Source organism: Agrobacterium leguminum, from assembly GCF_015704895.1.
GTDB classification, from domain to species: Bacteria; Pseudomonadota; Alphaproteobacteria; order Rhizobiales; family Rhizobiaceae; genus Agrobacterium; species Agrobacterium leguminum.
Window position 1 is genome coordinate 1 of the sequence record NZ_JADQWB010000004.1, and the last position, 14207, is coordinate 14207.

16 protein-coding genes are annotated in these 14207 nt (G+C 60.5%); 6 read left to right on the forward strand and 10 right to left on the reverse strand.

From position 1 onward, the window contains the following. Window positions 1-222 precede the first annotated feature (222 nt). The 3 genes from I3J13_RS07455 to I3J13_RS07465 form a co-directional block, all read right to left on the reverse strand. On the reverse strand, window positions 223-1152 hold the full coding sequence (locus tag I3J13_RS07455) for a prephenate/arogenate dehydrogenase family protein (RefSeq protein ID WP_003523309.1): 930 nt from the start codon (window positions 1150-1152) through the stop codon (window positions 223-225). Then, window positions 1152-2258, reverse strand: a complete 1107-nt coding sequence (gene hisC, locus I3J13_RS07460) for a histidinol-phosphate transaminase (protein WP_196378432.1) — start codon at window positions 2256-2258, stop codon at window positions 1152-1154. The genes I3J13_RS07455 and hisC overlap by 1 nt, the downstream gene beginning before the upstream one ends. An 84-nt stretch (window positions 2259-2342) precedes the next feature. After that, complete coding sequence (locus I3J13_RS07465) at window positions 2343-3104, reverse strand: class I SAM-dependent methyltransferase (protein ID WP_003523306.1); 762 nt, start codon at window positions 3102-3104, stop codon at window positions 2343-2345. 106 nt (window positions 3105-3210) lie between these two features. Between I3J13_RS07465 and gloB the strand changes: the two genes are divergently transcribed. Beyond that, window positions 3211-3981 carry a hydroxyacylglutathione hydrolase gene (gene gloB, locus I3J13_RS07470; RefSeq protein WP_196378433.1) on the forward strand — a complete coding sequence of 257 codons (771 nt, stop codon included), beginning with the start codon at window positions 3211-3213 and terminating at the stop codon, window positions 3979-3981. Then, entirely contained in the window at window positions 3981-4421 is a 441-nt protein-coding gene (locus tag I3J13_RS07475) for a cupin domain-containing protein (RefSeq protein ID WP_196378434.1), read from the forward strand. Before gloB ends, I3J13_RS07475 begins: the two co-directional genes overlap by 1 nt. Window positions 4422-4631: 210 nt before the next feature. Here the strand turns inward: I3J13_RS07475 and I3J13_RS07480 are convergent, their stop codons facing one another. Next, the gene (locus I3J13_RS07480) at window positions 4632-5405 is read right to left on the reverse strand and encodes a DUF3108 domain-containing protein (RefSeq protein ID WP_196378435.1); all 774 of its coding nucleotides are present in this window, start codon (window positions 5403-5405) and stop codon (window positions 4632-4634) included. 252 nt (window positions 5406-5657) lie between these two features. On the opposite strand from I3J13_RS07480, the gene rpmB reads away from it, so the two are divergent. The 3 genes from rpmB (at window position 5658) to I3J13_RS07495 (ending at window position 7181) form a co-directional block, all read left to right on the forward strand. Continuing rightward, window positions 5658-5948, forward strand: a complete 291-nt coding sequence (gene rpmB / locus I3J13_RS07485; protein ID WP_003509888.1) for a 50S ribosomal protein L28 — start codon at window positions 5658-5660, stop codon at window positions 5946-5948. A 162-nt stretch (window positions 5949-6110) separates the two neighbouring features. Further along, window positions 6111-6755, forward strand: a complete 645-nt coding sequence (locus I3J13_RS07490; RefSeq protein ID WP_003523300.1) for a queuosine precursor transporter — start codon at window positions 6111-6113, stop codon at window positions 6753-6755. 90 nt (window positions 6756-6845) lie between these two features. After that, window positions 6846-7181 (forward strand): pentapeptide repeat-containing protein, encoded by a 336-nt coding sequence (locus tag I3J13_RS07495; RefSeq protein WP_196378436.1) that lies wholly within the window; start codon window positions 6846-6848, stop codon window positions 7179-7181. Window positions 7182-7183: 2 nt separating this feature from the next. Here the strand turns inward: I3J13_RS07495 and I3J13_RS07500 are convergent, their stop codons facing one another. From I3J13_RS07500 to I3J13_RS07515, 4 genes are all read right to left on the reverse strand, one after another. Then, complete coding sequence (locus I3J13_RS07500) at window positions 7184-8161, reverse strand: esterase-like activity of phytase family protein (protein WP_196378627.1); 978 nt, start codon at window positions 8159-8161, stop codon at window positions 7184-7186. A 37-nt stretch (window positions 8162-8198) separates the two neighbouring features. Next, entirely contained in the window at window positions 8199-10103 is a 1905-nt protein-coding gene (cobT, locus tag I3J13_RS07505; protein ID WP_196378626.1) for a cobaltochelatase subunit CobT, read from the reverse strand. A 107-nt stretch (window positions 10104-10210) separates the two neighbouring features. Next, window positions 10211-11200, reverse strand: a complete 990-nt coding sequence (gene cobS / locus I3J13_RS07510; RefSeq protein ID WP_004445672.1) for a cobaltochelatase subunit CobS — start codon at window positions 11198-11200, stop codon at window positions 10211-10213. Window positions 11201-11268: 68 nt separating this feature from the next. After that, entirely contained in the window at window positions 11269-11904 is a 636-nt protein-coding gene (locus tag I3J13_RS07515; RefSeq protein ID WP_196378437.1) for a J domain-containing protein, read from the reverse strand. Window positions 11905-12018: 114 nt separating this feature from the next. Between I3J13_RS07515 and I3J13_RS07520 the strand changes: the two genes are divergently transcribed. Beyond that, entirely contained in the window at window positions 12019-12300 is a 282-nt protein-coding gene (locus tag I3J13_RS07520) for a BolA family protein (protein ID WP_196378438.1), read from the forward strand. Between the two features lie 25 nt (window positions 12301-12325). Here I3J13_RS07520 and aroB read toward each other — a convergent pair whose 3' ends face one another. Both aroB and I3J13_RS07530 read right to left on the reverse strand, forming a co-directional pair. Then, complete coding sequence (gene aroB / locus I3J13_RS07525; RefSeq protein ID WP_196378439.1) at window positions 12326-13459, reverse strand: 3-dehydroquinate synthase; 1134 nt, start codon at window positions 13457-13459, stop codon at window positions 12326-12328. Between the two features lie 5 nt (window positions 13460-13464). Further along, window positions 13465-14046 carry a shikimate kinase gene (locus tag I3J13_RS07530; protein WP_035262338.1) on the reverse strand — a complete coding sequence of 194 codons (582 nt, stop codon included), beginning with the start codon at window positions 14044-14046 and terminating at the stop codon, window positions 13465-13467. Between the last annotated feature and the right edge of the window lie 161 nt (window positions 14047-14207).

Below are 14207 nucleotides of genomic sequence, written 5' to 3' on the forward strand. Positions count from 1 at the left end.
TCAATAGCTCAGGTCTCTTCGGCGTTTTCTTCGGGGCAACTCAAATCGCAAAGATCAATCTCGAAGATAAACTCTGACTGTCAGGGATGTCTCCGAACACATGTCAGGGATGTCTCCGGTCTTTACAACAAGGCCGAGGATGACGCCGGGGAGGCTTTGGCACTTTGCCGGCGGGCGCGATGGGCCGGATCAAATCCCATCACGACCTAAGCTAAATGCGATTTACTTCTTCTGGTCCAGCGCGTGACGGCCGAAGTCCGGTGCGTCGACATCCTGGCCCGCCTGCACGATAGAGCGGCGGATGGCGCGGGTGCGGGAAAACAGTTCGAACAGCTTGTCGCCCTCCCCCCAGCGGATCGCCCTTTGCAAGGATGCCAAATCTTCGGAAAACCGCGCCAGCATCTCAAGAATCGCATCCTTGTTATGCAGGCAGACATCGCGCCACATGGTGGGATCGGAGGCGGCCAGACGGGTGAAATCGCGGAAACCGGAGGCGGAATATTTGATGACTTCCGATTCGGTCACCGTCTCCAGATCGTCCGCCGTGCCGACGATATTGTAAGCGATGATATGCGGCAGATGCGACACGATCGCCAAGACCTTGTCGTGGTGTTCGGCATCCATCTCATCCACGCGCGAACCGAGCGCCCGCCAGAAATCCTTCAGCCTTTCCAGAGCCTCGGCATCCGTGCCCGGCAGCGGCGTGAAGATGCACCAGCGGTCGCGGAAGAGGCCGGCAAAACCGGCATCCGGGCCGGATTTTTCCGTACCCGCCAGCGGGTGGCCGGGAATGAAATGCACATTGTCAGGCATATGCGGCGCCATCTGCGCGATGACCGAGGCCTTGGTGGAGCCGACATCGGTAACGATGGCGCCCGGCTTCAGATGCGGCGCGATCTGCTGCGCCACGCTCTCGGAAGCACCGACCGGCACCGAGACGATGACGAGATCGGCATCCTTTACCGCTTCCGCCGCCGAAACCGTGTAATCCGTGCCAAGCGCCAGTTCTTCCGCCCGTTTCAGCGTGTCTTCGCTGCGGGTGGAAATGGTCACATGGCGGGCAAGCCCCAGTTCCCTGACATCGCGGGCAATCGACGAGCCGATCAGGCCGATGCCGATCAGCGCGATGCGTTCGAACATGATCTCAGCCATCACGCCTGCCCCATGAACTCGGTGAGGGCCGCGATGACGCCGAGATTGGCCTCTTCCGAGCCGACGGTCATTCTCAGCGCATTCGGGAAACCGTAGCCACGTACCGCACGCAGAATATAACCGCGGCGGCTCAGGAACTCGTCCGCATCCGCCGCGCGCTTGCCGTCCTGATCCGGGAAATGGATGAGGATGAAGTTGGTAACCGAAGGCGTGACGGTGAGGCCAAGGCGGGTAAAGGTCGTGACCAGCTTTTCCATCCACAGCGCATTATGCGCCACGGCCTTCTCTACGAAGGCCTGATCGCGGATTGCCGCAGCACCCGCCGCGATAGCCGGCGCGCTCATGTTGAACGGGCCGCGCACGCGGTTCAGCGCATCGATGACAGCGGCAGGGCCATACATCCAGCCGACGCGCAGGGCGGCGAGGCCGTATACCTTGGAGAAGGTGCGGGTCATCACCACGTTGCGGTTGCCAGAGACCAGCTCGAGACCGGCCTCATAATCATTCTTGCGGACATATTCGGCATAGGCCGCATCCAGCACCAGCACGATATGTTTCGGCAAGCCGGCCTGCAGGCGGCGGATTTCCGCAACGGGAACATAGGTGCCGGTGGGATTGCCCGGATTGGCGACGAAAACCATCTTGGTCTTCGGCGTCACGGCGGCGAGGATCGCATCCACATCCACCGCACAATCCTTTTCCTTCACCGTCACCGGGGTGGCACCCGCGCCCATGATCTGGATCTTGTAAACGAGGAAACCGTGTTCGGTGATGATCGCCTCATCGCCCGCGCCGAGATAGACGTGGCAAAGCAGGCCGAGAAGCTCGTCCGAACCGTTGCCGCACATGATGTTCGCGATGTTGAGACCGTGCACGTCGGCAATCGCCTGACGCAGCGCGATCGCCTGACCGTCCGGATAGATTTCCAGATGGCTGGCAGCCGTGCCGAAAGCCTCTATCGCCTTCGGGCTCGGCCCAAGCGGCGTTTCATTGGAGGAGAGCTTATAAACCTTCGCAACGCCGTCCACATGTTCCTTGCCCGGAACATAAGCGGCGATATCCAGAATACCCGGACGCGGAACAGGTTGGCTAAGCTCTGCACTCATTTGATCGACCTTTGGAAAAGCGCCGGAGAACCCGGCAAAAGCAATGCCGGAGGCATTAGACCGGAATGGTCGCTTTGTCGAGGGTCAGCGCGGCTTTCCTTGGCTTGCGGCAGTGCGGGTGGTGGGCACCCCCTGCGGGGCCAGCACGGGCACAAAAACGCGACGGGAGGCGCGCTGGGTGACGGGCAATCCCTGATAGAGACGCTTCTGGGCCTCCACCACGATGACGCCGGAAAAAAGCGGCCACAGCCGGCGGCCGGTATGTTCGAGATAGCGACGGAATTTCAGTATCGGTCGGCTGGTGGTGGGCGGAAAGAACAGCGCCTCGGCGGTGGCGCCCGGCGTGAAATTGGTTTCGCGCAAAAGCGCCGTCAGCTGTCCGCGTGAATAGGGCCTTCCGGAACCGAAGGGCGTATGCTCCATGCGCGCCCATACGCCGCGCCGGTTCGGCACCACGATCACCAGACGACCGCCGGGCGCCAGCACCCGCCACAGTTCCTTCAGGCTTTCACGTGGATTTTCGGCAAATTCCAGCGCATGCACCATCAAGACCCGGTCTATCGACGCATCGGGCAGCGGCAGTTCCTCGTCGAAGACCAGCGCCGTGGAGGAAAGCTCGCCCGCCGGCCAGTTCACCGCCCCCTGCCCCGCCGGCATGAAGGCGAAGGTGCGCTCCGTATCGCGGCGGAACCGCTCCAGAAACGGCACAGCGTAACCAAGGCCGACCAGCCGCTCTTCCGGCAAGGGTGGCCACAGCGTCGAAAGCGCCATGGTGATCGCCTGCTCGGCCGAGCGGCCAAGCGGAGAATGATAGAATTCGCGCAGATCGACGATATCGGTATTCATGGGCGAGAATGTAGCATCAGGCGGTTGGACTTCAAGGCGTCTGCCCTTACATAGAAGGTCAGGCGGGCGAATGCGCCGGTTTTGGCCGGCAAATGGAGAGGATAAGATGAAACCTTTGGAAATAGACGTCTTTCTTTGCCGCAGCGACAATTTCGGGGTTCTTCTGCACGATCCCGAAAGCGGCGCGACAGCCACCATAGACGCACCGGAAGAAGGACCTATCCTGCAGGCGCTCGACGGCCACGGCTGGAAGCTCACCCATATCTTCACCACCCACCACCATCAGGACCATGTGGAAGCCAATCTGGCCCTGAAAGACAAGTTCCGCTGCGAAATTCACGGCCCCTATGACGAAGCGGTTGCGATCCCCGGTCTCGACCGTTCGCAGGCCGATGGCGACGAGTTCGAATTCGCCGGCCGCCGCGTTCAGGTCATCGCCACGCCCGGCCATACGGCGGGACATATCTGTTATTATCTGCCCGATGACGGGCTGCTGTTTGCCGCCGATACGCTGTTTGCCATGGGTTGCGGCCGCCTGTTCGAACGTCCGGCGGCGGATATGTGGCATTCCTTCCAGAAACTCATGGCGCTGCCGGATGAGACCAAGGTTTATTTCGGCCATGAATATACGCTGACAAACGCCCGTTTCGCCCTCACCGTTGATCCGGAGAACGCTGTGCTGAGCGAGCGCGCGGCCCACATAGAGAAGGCGCGGCAGGCGAATGAATTCACCATTCCCACCACCATCGGGCTCGAAAAACAGACCAATCCCTATATGCGGGTGGCCGATTCCGGTATTCGCAAATATCTTGGCCTTGAAAGCGCCACCGATGCCGATGTTTTCGCGGAAATCCGCACACGCAAGGACAATTTCTGATGGGAACGGAAATATCGGCGCAGGCGATCATTCGCGAACTGGGGCTGGAGCCGCATCCCGAGGGCGGTTTTTACCACCAGACGTTCCGCGACAGCGCAGGCGGTGAGCGCGGCCATTCGACGGCGATCTATTATCTTCTGGAAAAGGGCGACCGCTCGCACTGGCACCGGGTCACCGATGCGGTGGAGGTCTGGCACTATTATGCCGGTGCGCCGATTGCGTTGCATCTTTCGCAGGACGGCCAGGAAGTGCAGACCTTCACGCTCGGCCCCGCCATTCTTGAAGGCGAGCGCCCGCAGGTCATCGTTCCCGCCAATTGCTGGCAATCGGCCGAAAGCCTCGGCGACTTCACGCTCGTCGGCTGCACCGTCTCACCGGGCTTTGCCTTTTCGAGCTTCGTTATGGCAGAGCCCGGCTGGTCGCCGGGCGATGCGCTGTAGTCGCCAGAGCGATCCCGTATGGACCGAGCGGGTGCCGCCTGCTTCTTCTCCCCGAGGGGGAGAAGTCCGCGGCAGCGGGATGAGGGGGCAAGGGTGCGGTCTATCGCTGGCGTTGCCCCCTCATCCGACCCTTCGGGCCACCTTCTCCCCGGCGGGGAGAAGAAACCCAGCAGCAACGCCGAGCGTCACTTGCCCTGCTATCGATCCCGGTCAGCCGCCGTATTTCGTGGCGGTGATGTAAACCTGCCCCACCCGAGTCGGAATGATTGCATAGACGGGCGCATAGACATCCATGTTGTTCGACTTGGCGAACCAGATTTCCATGGAGATGGATTTCAGATATTCGATATCCTTGCGCCCCTGCCTGTAACCCGACTTCGGCACATACCGCGCCTTGCAGACGATGGCGTCGCCATTAAAACCATTGGTCTTGAACGGCTTGGTGCCGCTGGAGCTCAAAACCAGATCGAGTCGCGATTCGCCGTCATAGATCGGCAGGCGAGTCGGGCAGATGCGGCCGCCCGCGGGAATGATGAGGCCGGAAATCGGATCGAGAACCGAGCGCAGGTCGCGGTCCTTCACATCCACCCAGTTGTCCGGCCGGGCTTTCGGCTCAGGCTTCACCGTTGTCGATGTGACGTTGCCGTTGCGATAGACAACGTCATAGGTGCGCACCCGCTTGCCGTCCTTATAGACCAGCGAATATTCGTTGGCCTGCAGCCGGTGGCCGCGCTTGGCGCCGGAAACGGTCGTCTTGCCGGAAATATCCTTGAGGATGCTGGCAAGACCGGCGGCGCTGAAGGAACCGGAGATCGAATAATTCGGTCCGTCCATGCGAGTCGAGAAACTTGCCCTGGCAATCGGCAAAATGCCGAGATTGATGCTGTATTCGCTTGTGTGGCGCGCTTCGGCGGCGAACGAGGGGGAGACGCCCGTTAACGCCATTGTCGCGGCCACGAAAATGCTTTTTCCTCTGGCAATCATTTCGATATCACCTTAAAAGAGGCGCGGAAGCGGCCTTATCGGGCGATCATATACGCTGACTTGTGGCAATAAAAAAGCGGATGCCGGTTGAAAACGCCGGAATTTCCTTTCATTTGATCGCGAGCGGCTTGACTGTTAAGTCTCGTCTGACTATAGAACCGCAACTTTCCAATCATGGCCAGTTGGATTGCCACCCCGGTTTTGCCGGTGGCGAGCCAGTGGTGAAACAGACGAAACGAAATAGGTGTACCCATGTCCCGTGTATGCGAATTGACCGGCAAGGGCGTCCAGACGGGCAACAACGTCAGCCACGCCAACAACAAGACCAAGCGCCGGTTCCTTCCGAACCTCTGCCAGGTCACGTTGATCTCCGATGCTCTCGGCCAGCGTTTCCGCCTGCGTGTTTCCGCAGCCGCTCTGCGCTCCGTTGAACACCGTGGCGGCCTCGATGCCTTCCTTCTGAAGTCCGGCGAAAACGAACTGAGCATGCGCGCTCGTCTCCTGCGCCGCCAGATCGCCAAGAAGACGGCCGAAGCTGCTTAATAGCGGTTTCGACATCATCTGAATTCAGAAGGCTTGAATGGCTTTGCCGCTCAAGCCTTTTGTTTGTTCCAGATTTTAGTTGCATCGGGTTTTGCGAAAACCGTTTGAGACGTTTTCCTCCGATGCTTGGCTCCAACTGGTGGCATCACCCAGGATAAAAAAATGCCCTATCTGCGCTTTACGCTTATCTATGTCCTGCTGATGACACTGGTGGTCGTCGCCTCCAATATTCTGGTGCAATACCCGCTTTCCGGCTCGTTGTTCGGCGTCAATCTCGGCGACCTTCTGACCTGGGGCGCCTTCACCTATCCAATCGCCTTCCTCGTCACGGACCTGACCAACCGCCAGTTCGGCCCCTCCATCGCACGCCGCGTCGTGCTTGCCGGCTTCGTCGTCGGGGTCACGCTGTCCTTCTGGACATCCATTCCGCGCATCGCGGTCGCTTCCGGCACCGCTTATCTGATCGGCCAGCTGCTGGATATTTCCGTGTTCAACCGCCTGCGCCGCCAGCGCTGGTGGCATGCGCCGCTCGCCGGCTCGATGCTGGGTTCGGTGCTGGATACGGCCCTGTTCTTCTCCATCGCCTTTGCGGCAAGCTTCTCCTTCGTCGGCCCCAACGACGCCTTCGCCATCGAAAACGCTCCCATTCTCGGTGTCTTCGCCGTGGAAGCGCCCCGTTGGATTTCCTGGGCGCTGGGTGATCTCTCGGTGAAGGTTCTCGTCGGCCTCATCATGTTGTTGCCTTACGGCGCGCTGATGAACACGCTGAAGCCGATGCCGGGCGCCGTCAAAACGGGCCGCGTTTGAGGCCGGGCAAGCGCGGATCAAATCGCCCTTGCAAGCCAGCCGTCAGCATTGCAGTCTGTCGTCCGTGGCACAGCGCGGAGGCAGGTCGACATGCAGATCAAGGACGTTATAGACATCGTGGAGGCCGCCAGCGCCACACTTTCAGGCTCAACCTTCAACGACGTCAATCTATCCGGCACGGTCTTCGACAATGTCAATCTTTCCGGGGCGAGCTTCAACAATATCAATTTGTCGGGTGCGTCGTTCACCGATAACAACATGTCCGGCTGGTCGATCGACGACGTCAATTTTTCCGGTCTGAAACTGAGCAACTCAAATCTGTCCGGTGCGCAGATAACGTCATGCCGGATGACCGGCATGAAGATCGACGGCATTCTCGTCGAGGACCTGATGGCAGCCTACAAGGCGGCACAGCAGCAGGTCTGATTTTACTCCACCAGCTTGAATTCCAGCATCAGGTTGCGCTGGAGGAACGAGTGATTGTCATCGGAAACGATGATGAGGCGCGTCGAGCCGTCCGGCCCCTTCACCACATCCATGCCTTCCATATTGTCGATCTGGTAGGCCATGCCGGCTTCCATGAGGATTTCGCCATCCACCACCGCGCCCGGCTGGATATCGGCCCCACGGATGCGGCGGATACGCATGCCCACGCCTTCAGCGAAATTGAAGCGGCGCTCAAGAAGCAGTAGGTCGCCATTGGGCAGGAACGCACCGTCCGTCACGTCGAATGACGGATGATGCGTAACGGCGAATGTGCCCTTGCGCGGACCTTCCAGTATGGCGGCGAGAAGATTGCCGTCCGTATCGATGCTTTTTTCAGCCACAACGACCAGAGCGCCGGCGAGCGGCGAATCGGCCGGCGATACCGCGAGAGCCTCCAGGCCGCCATTGTGGCGCAACTCGTTGCTGGGGATGAGATATGGCAGGCGGTCGAGCGGCTTTGAGGTGGCGAAGCCCGGATCGGGATAGATATCGATCCTGTGGCGCTGCTCGTAACTGACGAAAACCCTGCCGTCGCGCAGCGCCAGCCCTTCCGCATCCATCTCCATCTTGCGCGGCGGTTCGCGCCCGCTCATGTCCAGCATGGGGGTGATGCGGGCATCGGCAAGCCCGGACAAAGCACCGCGAGCGTCACGCAAGACCCTGCCCGTCAGCCAATGGCCGGTATCCAGCACCGCAACGAAATCCTCCCCATTGGGGCGGAAACGGATGGAGGATATCGCCCCGAACAGCTTTTCCGGCGCGCTCATCACCATGCCGCCGATAAATTCCAGCTTACCGAAACGTTTTTCGCTGGTGCCAACTTCGAAAGAGGAAAGCAGACGCACGCTTACCGGCACATCGATGGTGGAAGCGCCGATGGAAACCGGACATAGCGATGCGGCCGCCAGAATGGCGGCCATCGCAAGCGTTTTGCAGGCGGAAGAAGCCCGGCCCCGCTTATCCCGCACGGCGAACCCTGCGGGACGAACCGGAAGCGCCGCTCGTATCCTCGAAAAGCGCCGCAAGCTGCTCGGTCATCGCGCCGGCTAGCTCGTCCGCATCGACGATGGTCACGGCGCGGCGATAATAGCGCGTCACATCGTGGCCGATACCGATTGCCAGCAGTTCCACCGGCGAGCGCGTTTCGATCTGCTCGATGACGGCGCGCAGGTGCCGCTCCAGATAATTGCCCGGATTGACCGACAGGGTCGAATCGTCCACCGGCGCGCCGTCCGAGATCATCATCATGATCTTGCGCTGCTCGGGGCGGCCGATCAGGCGGTTATGCGCCCACATCAGCGCTTCGCCGTCGATATTTTCTTTCAGCAGGCCCTCGCGCATCATCAGGCCAAGATTGCGCCGCGCGCGCCGCCACGGAGCGTCCGCCGATTTGTAGATGATATGGCGCAGATCGTTGAGACGACCCGGCGACGCCGGCTTGCCATTGGCAAGCCACTGTTCGCGCGATTGTCCGCCCTTCCAGGCCTTGGTGGTGAAGCCCAGAATTTCGACCTTCACGCCCGAGCGCTCCAGCGTTCGCGCCAGAATATCGGCGCAGGTAGCCGCAACCGTGATTGGACGGCCGCGCATCGAACCGGAATTGTCGATGACCAGCGAAACCACGGTATCGCGGAACTTGGTGTCGCGTTCCTTCTTGAAGGAAAGCGGCTGCATCGGGTCGATAATGAGCCTGACGAGCCGGGCCGGATCGAGATAGCCCTCTTCCAGATCGAAGTCCCAGGAACGGTTCTGCTGCGCCATCAGGCGGCGCTGCAGGCGGTTCGCTAAGCGCCCGACCGCGCCCTGAAGGTGAGCGAGCTGCTTGTCGAGGAAGGCGCGCAGACGGTCAAGCTCGGCCTCGTCGCACAGTTCCTCGGCGTGAATTTCCTCGTCGAATTCCTGGGTGAAGATGCGGTAATCGACCTTCTCGTTGAAATCGTCGAAGGGGCTGTTGGGACGGCGGGTCTCGCCGGGCGTCTCGGAATCCTCGTCGAGATCGTCGGACATTTCCTCGTCCGACATCTCGGCGCCGTCCATCTCGCCTTCTTCCATTTCCTCCTGCGAGGCCTCGTTTTCATCGGCAGGCGTTGCGTCCGAGCCGGCCTCTTCCTCGACCTGCTCTTCTTCGGTCTCGTTGGTGCGCGGCTGGTCCTCGTTGGATTCCGCTTCCTGGCTCTCAGGCTCGTTATCCTCGTCGCCGAAATCTTCCGCCATCTGCATGGAGGTCAGCATCTTGCGCACAAGCCGCGAAAACGCCTTCTGGTCGGTGATGACGCTGGAAAGATCCTTGAGGTCGCCGGCCGCCTTGTCTTCGATGAAATCGCGCCACAGATCGACAACCTTGCCGGCGCTTTCCGGCGGCTTCTCACCCGTCAGCTTCTCGCGCACCAAAAGCGCCACTGCTTCTGCAAGCGGCGCATCATCCTTGTTGTTGATGCCGGCGAAGTTGGCCTTGGCATATTTTTCCGTGTTCATGGCCTGAATGTTGGAGGCCATGCCCGGCATGCGCAGCGCGCCGATGGATTCCACCCGCGCCTGTTCCACCGCGTCGAAGATCAACCGCGCCTCGGCACCCTGCGGCGACATCACCGCATGGGTGTCGGCATCATGGCAGGCAAGGCGCAGCGCCATGGAATCGCCGAGGCCGCGGGTGATGGCGATTTCCTGCGCCGTCGGCTTCTTGGAAATTTCCGGCAGGCGCATACGCTCACCGGCAAGACCCGGCCGCTCATTGGCAAAGACGACTTCGACTTCGGCATCGCCAGCGACGGATCGCACGCATCCGGCAATCGCCTGACGCAACGGTTCCGTATCGACCGCCGTACCCGGTTTCGCTCTGGAATTGTCGCCGCGCGCTGCCATTGTCTTTCCTGTCATTTGTCGGCGCCTGCGGCACGCGATCGGAAGATCGCGCGCCCCACCGGCGTCTTCAAGTCATCGGTGATCTTCTCCGGACAAGCCGGGGACGATCAGGCGCTGAGAACGATGTTCGCAGCGCTTTCCTTCAGCTCGACGCCGAAAGCCCGCTGATATTGCTCGGCCACCAGCGTGCGTTCCAGCTCGTCACACTTGTTGAGGAAGGTTACGCGGAAGGCAAAGGCGAGATCGCCGAAGATTTCCGCATTTTCCGCCCAGGTGATGACGGTACGCGGGCTCATGACCGTGGAAAGATCGCCGTTGATGAAAGCCGAACGGGTGAGATCGGCCACGCGCACCATCTTGGAAACGGTTTCACGGCCCTTCGGATTGTCGAAGCTCTTCACCTTGGCGGCGATGATGTTCACTTCCTGCTCATGCGGCAGGTAGTTCAGCGTGGTGACGATAGACCAGCGGTCCATCTGCGCCTGGTTGATCTGCTGCGTGCCGTGGTAAAGGCCGGTCGTATCGCCAAGGCCGATGGTGTTGGCGGTTGCGAAAATGCGGAAGGCCGGGTGAGGACGGATGACGCGGCTCTGGTCGAGCAGGGTCAGGCGGCCGGAGGATTCCAGCACGCGCTGGATGACGAACATAACATCCGGGCGGCCGGCATCATATTCGTCGAAGACGAGCGCGACATTGTGCTGGTAGGCCCAGGGCAGGATGCCGTCCTTGAATTCGGTGACCTGCTTGCCGTCTTTCAGGACGATGGCGTCCTTGCCGACGAGGTCGATACGGCTGACATGGCTGTCGAGGTTGACGCGCACGCAGGGCCAGTTCAGGCGGGCGGCCACCTGCTCGATATGGGTGGATTTACCCGTGCCGTGGAAACCGGAGACCATGACACGTCGGTTGTGAGCAAAACCGGCAAGGATCGCAAGCGTCGTGTCGCGATCGAAAAGATAGTCGGGATCGAGGTCAGGCACATAGGCGTCGCCCTGGGAATAGGCGGGAACCCGCAGATCCGTATCAATGCCGAAAACCTCCCGCACGGACACCGTCGTGTCGGGCAGGTTGGAAATATCAAGGTCGATTTTGCTCATCACGTCTCCAAGGCGGGCGGCAGCCACCCGGCCACATCATCAATCAGGCGGTAAACACATAAGTTGGCTTAGCAGAAACCTGACTGCTTTAACAATTGATATGCTTGAACAACAGCCCGAAAACGCTCTTCCGAACCACGATCGCCACCATTAGCATCAGGATGGTGCTTTTTGACAAGCTCCTTGTAGCGCCTTTTTATGTCTTCCTGCTTTGCGGTGGAAGAAAGACCGAGCGTATCGAAGGCTTTTGCCTCCAGCGTCTTCAATTTTCGGTCCTGCTGCATGCGGGAGCCGCCTGCCCTTGCGCCGCCCGCAAAACCGCCGGCGAAGCCGAAAGGATCGCGGATACGGGCGTTCCCGCTCGCCGTGCCGGAACGCAGCGTGGAGTGCAGCGGGCTGTCGCGCGCCGTCTTGTTGACGCCCACCGTCCAGGTGGGGCGATGGCCGGTGATCGCTTCCTTCTGGTAACGGGCGATCTCGCTGTCGGACAGGCCGGAAAAATAATTATAGCCCTTGTTGTATTCCTTCACGTGCTCAAAACAGAACAGGAAGAATTGCCCCTCGGCATTGCGGCCGACGGGTGCCCGGTGAATACCCGGCTTGTCGCATCCGTCCCACTGGCAGGTGGGGGCCTGAACCTCAGGTTCCCTCTCCCTTTTCCGGCGCGTGCGGATGCGATCGAAATATTTCGAATCCAGTTTCATGATGCCCTGATTATGGGGTGCGAAAAGCCGCACAACAAGAATTGACAAAGCGGAATGTTGCTGGCTTTTAGGTAGCCCCCTTCAAGACCAGCCAACGAGAATGGAGCCCGTCGCATGTCCCTGCGAGAACGCATAGAAACGAAGCTTCGGGAAAGCTTTTCACCGGAGCGCCTGAGGGTCGTCGATGAAAGCCTGATGCATGCCGGCCACCAGCCGGATATGACCGGCACGGGCGAGACGCATATGCGTGTTCAGATAGTGTCGGAAAGCTTTTCCGGCAAGTCTCGCGTAGAGCGCCACCGGGCGATCAACGCGCTTTTGAAGCCGGAACTCGATGCCGGCCTGCATGCGCTGGCGATAGAGGCGGCAGCGCCGGGGGAACCGGTGCGGTTCTAGGCACGGCTTCCTTTGTCTCGCGGCCTTAACCCGGATGTTTTTCCGACAGGAAGGACTGCACCTCGGACGCCGCAACATCATCGGCCACGAAGGACTGGCCGATGCCATGGGTGAGGATGAAGGTGAGCTTGCCGCCCTTGACCTTCTTGTCCTGCGCGATTGCCTTCATCAGCGTTTCGACCGGCGGCAACTCGCCGGGAATATCCTTCATCGTCGTCGGCAGGCCGACGGCTTTCAGATGCGCCTCGACGCGGGCGGCATCGTCCGGGCTTGCGAGGTTGAGGCGGGCGGAAAACTGGTGCGCCAGCACCATGCCGATGGCGACGCCTTCGCCATGCACCAGCCGCTTGCTGTCGTAATTGGTCGCCGCCTCCAGCGCATGGCCGAATGTATGACCGAGGTTCAGAAGGGCGCGCACGCCGTTTTCCTTCTCGTCAGCCACCACCACATCGGCTTTCGCCTGGCAGCTCGTCGCAATCGCCTGGATGCGCGCGGGGCCGCCGGTGCGGATTTCATCCCAGTTCTTTTCCAGCCAGAAGAAGAAATCCGGCTTGTCGATCAGCCCGTACTTCACCACTTCGGCATAACCGGCGCGGAATTCCCGCGGGCTCAGCGTATCCAGCACGGCCGTATCGGCCAGAACCAGATCAGGCTGGTGGAACACGCCGACGAGGTTCTTGCCATGGCGGCTGTTGATGCCCGTCTTGCCGCCGACAGAGGAATCGACCTGCGCCAGAAGCGAGGTCGGTATCTGCACGAAGCGCACGCCACGGCGCACGATGCCCGCTGCGAAACCGGCGAGATCGCCGATCACACCCCCACCAAGCGCGATCACCGCATCGTTACGCTCCACCCTTGCTGCCAGAACCGCATCGCAGACGGTGACGAGATGCTCGAAGCTCTTGGTCTTTTCGCCAGCCGGCAGGGTCAGCGAGACGGCCTCGATGCCATCCGTCTGCAGCCCGTCCATCAGGCCTTCGAGGTAAAGCGGTGCGACATGTTCATCGGTGATGATGGCCGCGCGCCGGCCCTTCAGCCGCGCCGAAATCTCGCCGCCCGCCCGGCCGATGAGGCCCGGCCCGATCAGAATGTCATAGGCGCGCTCGCCGAGCGGCACATGGACGAGACGTTCATCGGCGTGGATTTCGGAAGGCGTCATGGGGATCAGTCTTTCTGTTCGATGCCGGCTATGGCGGCCAGCACTTCTGTCACGATGATTTCCTTGCGGACATCGCGGGATTCGATGGTCAGATCCGCTTCCGCATAGATCGGATAGCGCTTCTCCATCAGGGCCGCCAGCGTGGCCTTGGGGTTTTCGGTCTTGAGAAGCGGGCGGTGGTCGCGCTTGTTGACCCTCTCCCACAACACCTCGAGATCGGCCTTCAGCCACAATGAAATGCCGCCGCGCGTGATGTGCCGGCGGGTATTGTCGTTGATGAAGGCGCCGCCGCCGGTGGAGATGACCTTGGGGCCGCCGCGCAGCAGCCGCTTGATGACCCGCGTTTCCAGCGCCCGGAATTCTTCTTCGCCATAGGTGGCGAAAAGTTCCGATATCGTCATGCGCGAAACGCGCTCGATTTCGACATCCGTATCGATGAACGGCACCCTGAGCTGCTGGGCGACCATGCGGCCCACCGCCGACTTTCCAGCCCCCATCAGCCCGACGAAGACGATGTTGCGCCGTCCGAGCTTTGCCCGCGCTTGCTCCCCGAGTGTGGCCGGGACGGATAAATTCGTTTCATTCATAGATTTGAAAGCCCGTTTGGCATGGATATCTGCAAATGTTTACGAAGCGTCAAGCCAAATTGCTGACTGAATTGCGGTGAATCACAATCATCGCCGCATGCGGCATGGAGCGGAGCGGGCATTTTGATCTTGTCGCCGCTTTCGCCGCACCGCATATACGT

Excerpts from the sequence above, each read along its gene's own strand:
- I3J13_RS07520 (WP_196378438.1), top strand. The coding sequence starts at position 12,019 with ATGTCCCTGCGAGAACGCATAGAAACGAAGCTTCGGGAAAGCTTTTCA.
- I3J13_RS07475 (WP_196378434.1), top strand. The coding sequence starts at position 3,981 with ATGGGAACGGAAATATCGGCGCAGGCGATCATTCGCGAACTGGGGCTG.
- I3J13_RS07455 (WP_003523309.1), bottom strand. The coding sequence starts at position 1,152 with ATGGCTGAGATCATGTTCGAACGCATCGCGCTGATCGGCATCGGCCTG.
- I3J13_RS07480 (WP_196378435.1), bottom strand. The coding sequence starts at position 5,405 with ATGATTGCCAGAGGAAAAAGCATTTTCGTGGCCGCGACAATGGCGTTA.
- aroB (WP_196378439.1), bottom strand. The coding sequence starts at position 13,459 with ATGACGCCTTCCGAAATCCACGCCGATGAACGTCTCGTCCATGTGCCG.
- hisC (WP_196378432.1), bottom strand. The coding sequence starts at position 2,258 with ATGAGTGCAGAGCTTAGCCAACCTGTTCCGCGTCCGGGTATTCTGGAT.
- gloB (WP_196378433.1), top strand. The coding sequence starts at position 3,211 with ATGAAACCTTTGGAAATAGACGTCTTTCTTTGCCGCAGCGACAATTTC.
- I3J13_RS07495 (WP_196378436.1), top strand. The coding sequence starts at position 6,846 with ATGCAGATCAAGGACGTTATAGACATCGTGGAGGCCGCCAGCGCCACA.
- I3J13_RS07515 (WP_196378437.1), bottom strand. The coding sequence starts at position 11,904 with ATGAAACTGGATTCGAAATATTTCGATCGCATCCGCACGCGCCGGAAA.
- I3J13_RS07500 (WP_196378627.1), bottom strand. The coding sequence starts at position 8,161 with ATGGCCGCCATTCTGGCGGCCGCATCGCTATGTCCGGTTTCCATCGGC.
- I3J13_RS07530 (WP_035262338.1), bottom strand. The coding sequence starts at position 14,046 with ATGAATGAAACGAATTTATCCGTCCCGGCCACACTCGGGGAGCAAGCG.
- I3J13_RS07490 (WP_003523300.1), top strand. The coding sequence starts at position 6,111 with ATGCCCTATCTGCGCTTTACGCTTATCTATGTCCTGCTGATGACACTG.
- I3J13_RS07465 (WP_003523306.1), bottom strand. The coding sequence starts at position 3,104 with ATGAATACCGATATCGTCGATCTGCGCGAATTCTATCATTCTCCGCTT.
- rpmB (WP_003509888.1), top strand. The coding sequence starts at position 5,658 with ATGTCCCGTGTATGCGAATTGACCGGCAAGGGCGTCCAGACGGGCAAC.
- cobT (WP_196378626.1), bottom strand. The coding sequence starts at position 10,103 with ATGGCAGCGCGCGGCGACAATTCCAGAGCGAAACCGGGTACGGCGGTC.
- cobS (WP_004445672.1), bottom strand. The coding sequence starts at position 11,200 with ATGAGCAAAATCGACCTTGATATTTCCAACCTGCCCGACACGACGGTG.